This is a genomic window from Pseudomonas sp. (assembly GCF_026224925.1).
Classification (GTDB): Bacteria; Pseudomonadota; Gammaproteobacteria; order Pseudomonadales; family Pseudomonadaceae; genus Aquipseudomonas.
In genome coordinates this window covers 1-6058 of sequence record NZ_JAMFRV010000221.1, presented here as the reverse complement: position 1 = coordinate 6058, position 6058 = coordinate 1, and the positions used below count along the sequence as shown (strand labels likewise).

Annotated in this window: 7 protein-coding genes and 1 pseudogene; 4 read left to right on the top strand and 4 right to left on the bottom strand. The window is 54.5% G+C overall.

Annotated elements, in window-relative coordinates; genetic code table 11:
- Window positions 1-87: 87 nt before the first annotated feature.
- Entirely contained in the window at window positions 88-867 is a 780-nt protein-coding gene (gene fpr / locus M0974_RS09410) for a ferredoxin-NADP reductase (RefSeq protein WP_297835616.1), read from the bottom strand.
- A gap of 122 nt (window positions 868-989) precedes the next feature.
- On the opposite strand from fpr, the gene M0974_RS09405 reads away from it, so the two are divergent.
- A complete protein-coding gene (locus tag M0974_RS09405) occupies window positions 990-1916 on the top strand; it encodes a LysR family transcriptional regulator (RefSeq protein ID WP_297835615.1) in 927 nt (308 codons plus the stop codon).
- 23 nt (window positions 1917-1939) lie between these two features.
- Here M0974_RS09405 and M0974_RS09400 read toward each other — a convergent pair whose 3' ends face one another.
- The gene (locus tag M0974_RS09400) at window positions 1940-2305 is read right to left on the bottom strand and encodes a diacylglycerol kinase (protein ID WP_297835614.1); all 366 of its coding nucleotides are present in this window, start codon (window positions 2303-2305) and stop codon (window positions 1940-1942) included.
- Window positions 2306-2387: 82 nt separating this feature from the next.
- Window positions 2388-3035 carry a response regulator transcription factor ErdR gene (gene erdR / locus M0974_RS09395; RefSeq protein WP_297835612.1) on the bottom strand — a complete coding sequence of 216 codons (648 nt, stop codon included), beginning with the start codon at window positions 3033-3035 and terminating at the stop codon, window positions 2388-2390.
- 226 nt (window positions 3036-3261) lie between these two features.
- Between erdR and M0974_RS09390 the strand changes: the two genes are divergently transcribed.
- Entirely contained in the window at window positions 3262-4185 is a 924-nt protein-coding gene (locus M0974_RS09390; protein ID WP_297835618.1) for a DMT family transporter, read from the top strand.
- Window positions 4186-4187: 2 nt separating this feature from the next.
- Here the strand turns inward: M0974_RS09390 and M0974_RS09385 are convergent, their stop codons facing one another.
- Window positions 4188-4898 carry a tRNA-uridine aminocarboxypropyltransferase gene (locus M0974_RS09385; RefSeq protein WP_297835610.1) on the bottom strand — a complete coding sequence of 237 codons (711 nt, stop codon included), beginning with the start codon at window positions 4896-4898 and terminating at the stop codon, window positions 4188-4190.
- Window positions 4899-5155: 257 nt separating this feature from the next.
- Here M0974_RS09385 and M0974_RS09380 point away from each other — a divergent pair, with 257 nt between their 5' ends.
- Window positions 5156-5566, top strand: coding sequence for a quorum-sensing-regulated virulence factor family protein (locus M0974_RS09380; RefSeq protein ID WP_297835608.1), 411 nt, complete (start codon window positions 5156-5158; stop codon window positions 5564-5566).
- A gap of 189 nt (window positions 5567-5755) precedes the next feature.
- Window positions 5756-6058 (top strand): annotated as a pseudogene (locus M0974_RS09375) (cytochrome D ubiquinol oxidase subunit II); the annotation flags it as partial.

Sequence of the window (6058 nt, the reverse complement as noted above, 5' to 3'; positions counted from 1 at the left end):
CGGCGCGGTTTGTTTGATATACCGAGTCGCGACCTCCCCGAATGAATTCGGTCCTACAGATAGCAGTGTGTTTCAGCGGACAGCGATCTATTTTTCGACGAACGCGCGCTCGATCAGATAATCGCCAGGTTCACGCATCCGCGGAGACACCTTAAGACCAAAGCTATTAAGCACTTCGCTGGTCTCATCGAGCATGCTCGGGCTGCCGCACAACATCGCACGGTCATCCTGAGGATTGATCGGTGGCAGACCGATGTCGGTGAACAACTTGCCGCTGCGCATCAAATCGGTCAAGCGGCCTTCATTTTCGAAGGGCTCACGGGTCACGGTTGGGTAATAAATCAGCTTTTCGCGTAGCGCTTCACCGAAAAATTCGTTCTGCGGCAAATGCTCGGTAATGAACTCGCGATAGGCGACTTCATTCACATAGCGTACGCCGTGGCACAGGATGACCTTCTCGAAACGCTCGTAGGTTTCCGGGTCCTGAATCACGCTCATGAACGGCGCAAGGCCGGTGCCGGTGCTCAGCAAGTACAAATGCTTGCCTGGCTTGAGGTCATCAAGTACCAGCGTGCCGGTAGGCTTTTTGCTGATGATGATCTCGTCGCCTTCCTTCAAATGCTGCAGCTGCGAGGTCAGCGGACCATCTTGCACTTTGATGCTGAAGAATTCGAGATGCTCTTCCCAGTTCGGGCTGGCGATCGAGTAAGCGCGCATGAGCGGGCGACCGTTTGGCTGCTGCAGACCGATCATAACGAACTGACCGTTCTCAAAGCGCAGACCTGGGTCACGGGTGCACTTGAAACTGAAGAGTGTGTCGTTCCAGTGGTGGACGCTGAGGACACGCTCGTGGTTCATGTTGCTCATGTAAAGTCGGCTCCTGAAAGTTTCGCCTGCGCCAACGTTGAGCGCCATTGCGCGTCATTCTAGTAGCAAGCACAATATCTGTTAAACGAATTATTAAGATATAGGTTATCGGTTATATAGATATGCGATTTACTCTTCGTCAACTTCAGATTTTCGTCGCCGTCGCCCAGCAGGAAAGCGTCTCGCGGGCTGCCGAACTTTTATCGCTTTCGCAGTCGGCTGCCAGCACTTCAATCACCGAACTGGAGCGCCAATCCAGCTGCCAGTTGTTTGATCGCGCGGGCAAACGCCTGAGCCTGAACGCTACGGGGCGCCAGCTATTACCGCAAGCCGTTGCGCTGCTGGATCAGGCCAAGGAGATCGAAGACCTGCTCAACGGTAAATCAGGCTTCGGCTCACTGTCGGTGGGTGCCACGCTGACCATCGGCAACTACTTGGCTACCCTGCTGATCGGTAGCTTCATGCAGCTTCACCCGGAAAGCCAAGTCAAACTGCATGTGCAGAACACCGCACATATTGTGCAGCAAGTGGCGCATTACGAAATTGATCTGGGTCTCATCGAGGGCGATTGCACGCACCCGGACATCGAGGTGCAAAGCTGGGTCGAAGATGAGCTGGTGGTGTTCTGCGCGCCACAACATCCACTGGCCAAACGCGGTCACGCCACTCTCGACGAACTCACCAGGGAAGCATGGATTCTACGTGAACAAGGCTCGGGCACCCGGCTGACGTTCGATCAAGCCATGCGCCATCATCGCAACGCGCTAAACGTGCGACTGGAGCTGGAACACACTGAAGCGATCAAGCGCGCCGTGGAGTCGGGTCTGGGCATCGGCTGCATTTCTCGCCTTGCCCTGCGTGACGCCTTCCGCCGGGGCAGCCTGGTGGCGGTGGAGACCCCGGAATTGGACTTGTCGCGGCAGTTCTACTTCATCTGGCACAAACAAAAATACCAGACGTCAGCCATACGGGAGTTTCTAGACCTGTGTCGCGGGCTCACTGCTGGTGTGCGGCGCAGCGACGAAATCGTGCTGCCTAACATTGCGTAAGCCTGCTGATGCTAACCGCTCACTCAGCCCAGCAGAATCAAAGCCCATACCAAACCGATCATGCACAGCGCAACGAACTGCGCAGCGCTGCCCATGTCTTTTGCGTTCTTCGATAGAGGGTGCAGATCCAACGAAATACGGTCAATCGCGGCTTCAATTGCCGAGTTGAGCAACTCAACGATCAGCGCCAGCAAACACACGGCTATCAGTACTGCACGTTCGACCTGGCTGACGTGAAACACAAACGACAGCGGGATCAGAATCACGTTGAGCAGCACCAATTGACGAAACGCGGCTTCGCCCTTGAACGCGGCACGTAAACCATCGAGTGAGTAACCAGAAGCGTTGAGGATACGCTTCAGACCGGTTTGGCCTTTGAAGGGCGACATAAGTAGTACTGCTTGAAAAAAGACACATTAAGCTAGTTTAACTAATGTCAAAAAAGCGTGAATAACCAATCCCTTAACGGGTTTAGCTTAGTGGAATTGATTCCATCTGTTGCAACAACAACGCCGCTTGAGTACGGGTTCGTACATTAAGCTTTCGAAAAATTGCCGTGACGTGTGCCTTGATGGTCGCTTCCGACACGCTGAGTTCATAAGCGATCTGCTTATTCAGCAAGCCCTCGCACACCATCGTCAGCACGCGGAACTGTTGCGGTGTCAGGCTCGCCAGTCCGGCGCTGGCCGCTTTGGCTTCAGGAGAGACACTGATCGCTTCGTTGACCTGCGGCGGCCACCAGACATCACCAGCAAGCACAGTACGAACCGCTTCTTGAATCGTTTCAAGGGAACTGGACTTGGGAATAAAGCCACTTGCCCCGAACTCTCGCGAGCGGACGACTATCGACGCTTCTTCCTGCGCTGACACCATCACCACGGGGATTTGCGGGTATTGCCCGCGAAGCAGCACCAGCCCGGAAAAACCATAGGCACCTGGCATATTCAAATCCAGCAGCACGAGGTCCCAATCACGCTTTTGCGCTAGATGAACTTCAAGCTCGGCAATGCTTTCAGCTTCGACCAGTCTGACGTCAGGGCCTAGACCAAGGCTGACCGCCTGGTGCAGTGCGCTGCGAAACAATGGGTGGTCATCGGCAATCAGGATTTCGTATGTCATTTATAAATGATCCTGTTTTTTTAGGTGAGCGCTGACGAATTCAGTTCCCACGAAGGCATCCGTCGATGCCAGCAAACTCACAGCGCCAATACAGCGCTGTTAACGCCAAGCCCCGCAATGTCGGCGTTTAAGCCTTATTGCGGCGACAAGGATGACGAGCGATGTCGGGGTGGTCAAGCTCCGCGCTTTACTGCAAAGTCTGCGGCCCACTGACCTGAGCGCCATCATGCAAAAACAAGCCCTGCGAGCCGACCTTTTAATGCTCCTTACCGCGATGATCTGGGGCTCGGGTTTTGTCGCTCAAAGCTCAGGCATGGACCATATCGGCCCGTATCTTTTTACCGGTTTACGCTTCGCGCTTGGGTCACTGTGTTTGTTGCCGTTAATTCTTCGTGGGCCAGCCAGCGTTGAATCGATCAAGCCAGAACCCTTCATGACCCGCAGCTTATTGCTGGGCGGAATGGTCATGGGACTGGTGTTGGCCGCAGGCATTAACCTACAGCAAGTTGGCCTGCTGTTTACCAGCGTGACCAACGCCGGATTCATCACCGGACTGTACGTCATTGTAGTTCCGCTTCTGGGTTTACTGATGGGGCACAAGACCGGGACGGGCACTTGGATGGGTGCTGGCATGGCTGTGGTCGGGATGTTTTTACTGAGTGTCGGGGACAACTTCCAAGTGGCTTCCGGCGATTGGCTGCAATTGATTGGAGCATTTGTCTGGGGTGGACACGTGATTCTGGTCAGCCTGTTCGCCAGCCGCCACGATGCGATCCGGTTGGCCTTCCTGCAATTCATTACCTGTTCGGCCGTCAGTCTTATCCTTGCACTGATTTTTGAGGAGATTCATGTGGCGTCAATCATTGCCGCAGCGCCAGCCATTCTTTATGGCGGCGTGGTTGCAGTCGGGATCGGTTACACCCTGCAAGTTATCGCGCAAAAGAACGCCATTGCCTCACACGCTGCGATCATCCTTTCTTTGGAAGCCGTATTCGCTGCGATTGCAGGCTCATTGATGCTCAACGAATCACTGCATCTGAAGGGGTATCTGGGGTGCGCATTGATGCTGGCGGGCATGCTGGTGGCGCAGTTGTGGCCTAAGAAGCCTGAGCAATCGGTGGTAACTGTCGCCACCACCCAAGGCTCGTAACGCTAGATGAACGTTTTCAGGTAGGCGTGGGATTCATCTTCCAGATTGATCGGAAGTAAGTGCTTGGCGCCCAGATAGTGGGCAGTAAATACATCGAGATAGGCGTCCAACACACTACCGGCAGCCTGATCGTCCGCCAGTTCCAGACACAATGCGGCCACTTCCGCGGTGCAGAAATGATCATCACGCTTGGAGCGGCGCAATCGATAGCGGGAGATTTGCTCCGACTCCAGGCTGAGCACCGGCAAATGATCCAGATACGGGCTTTTGCGAAACATCTTACGTGCTTCGCTCCAAGTCGCGTCCAGCAGGACAAACAGAGGACGCTTGCCCTCCTCAAGCCTCACTTCGGTTACGACGCGCTCTGGCGCGACAAACTCGCCAGGAAACACAATGTAAGGCTGCCACTGCGGATCGTTGAGCAATGCAGGCAAATCAGCATCGACTTCCGTGCGCGACCACCCAAACGCATGGGTCTCTTCGATGACATCGGCAATAAGCCAACCGGTGTTGGTGGGCTTCAACGGCTCGACGTCATACATCAACAAACACATGGCTGACTTGGCCACCACTGTCGGGCGCCAAGCGCACAGACAGTAACTGGGGATAACGCGGCAACCGGGACAACGCGGCGCCCTTGAACCCCGTGCGACAAACGGTTTTACCGCGCGTGCCAGGCGTTGAGCGCGGAGACGGGAAACGGCATGGCTCATTTTGGATTACGCCGCCAAACATAAAGCATCGACACAGCAGGTACTCGCTGGATAAAAAGTAAGCTCAGTTTATCAGAGCCACGTACAGCGCCCGCCGTTAGCTGGATCTTTGTTTACCTGATGTTTCATTTATACTGCCGCGCGGCCACTGGTCTGCTGGAAATCCCTTCGCCTATGGGGCAGGGTCAGGCAAGCGGTGAACGCACGTTCAAGTCAATGGTCCAAGGGACCAGTCACTGAATCAGGAGAGTTTTTAAATGCTGCGCCTTATCGTCCCTACCCTCACACTTTTGCTGGCCGTTCCTCTTTGCGCCCAAGCGGCGTCCAAACAGGATTACGAGCTGAGCAAAATGCTGGAAAAAGTTGCGGCGGAAAGCAGCGTCGGTACACCTCGGGCAATCAACGAAAACATCCTTGATCAAGGTTATACCGTTGAAGGGAAAGAACTCGTCGACCACCTGAGCGTACTCCCAAGTCACGCGGTACAGATGCGTGAAAATCCCGACGCAGTCCGCAACCAGTTGGGCTCCAGCGTTTGTAACAATGATGGCTTTCGCCAACTCATGGCCAAAGGGGCGCTGCTGAAATACGAGTTCACCGAATACAAAACCAACCGCGCAGTCGCGACCCACGTGTTCAAGGCGTCTGATTGCAAGATGAAAAAATAGATCTGGTTTTGGTATGCGCGACTCTGCCCAGCATCGGCGCGCACTGCTGCTTTCTGCTGCCCCCCTTCTCCACTCCGAAACAAACATAGACGTATTGCCGTAATCACTCGTTGCCAGTGTTGTCGATATAAGCACAAGATCAATCAGTTGCAATCGACACGCTAATGGTTGTGCAAAGGAGAACGTTGAATGCCCTATGAACCGAACGACTTTCTGTCTCTCCATTTCCAGAGTAACGGCATCGACCTCACCAGCAAGGTTGAAGATCAAATCCGCCTGATTGCTCCTAACAGTCCGAACCTCCCGCTGTATCGCGACATGATGTTGACCGTTCTGCGCATGGCTCAGGACGATCGCAATCGCTGGAACGCCAAGATCACGCTGCAAGCATTACGCGAACTGGAAAACGCCTTCCGTGTACTAGAGCGGTTCAAGGGTCGTCGCAAGGTCACGGTATTTGGATCTGCGCGCACGCCTGTGGAGCATCCTCTT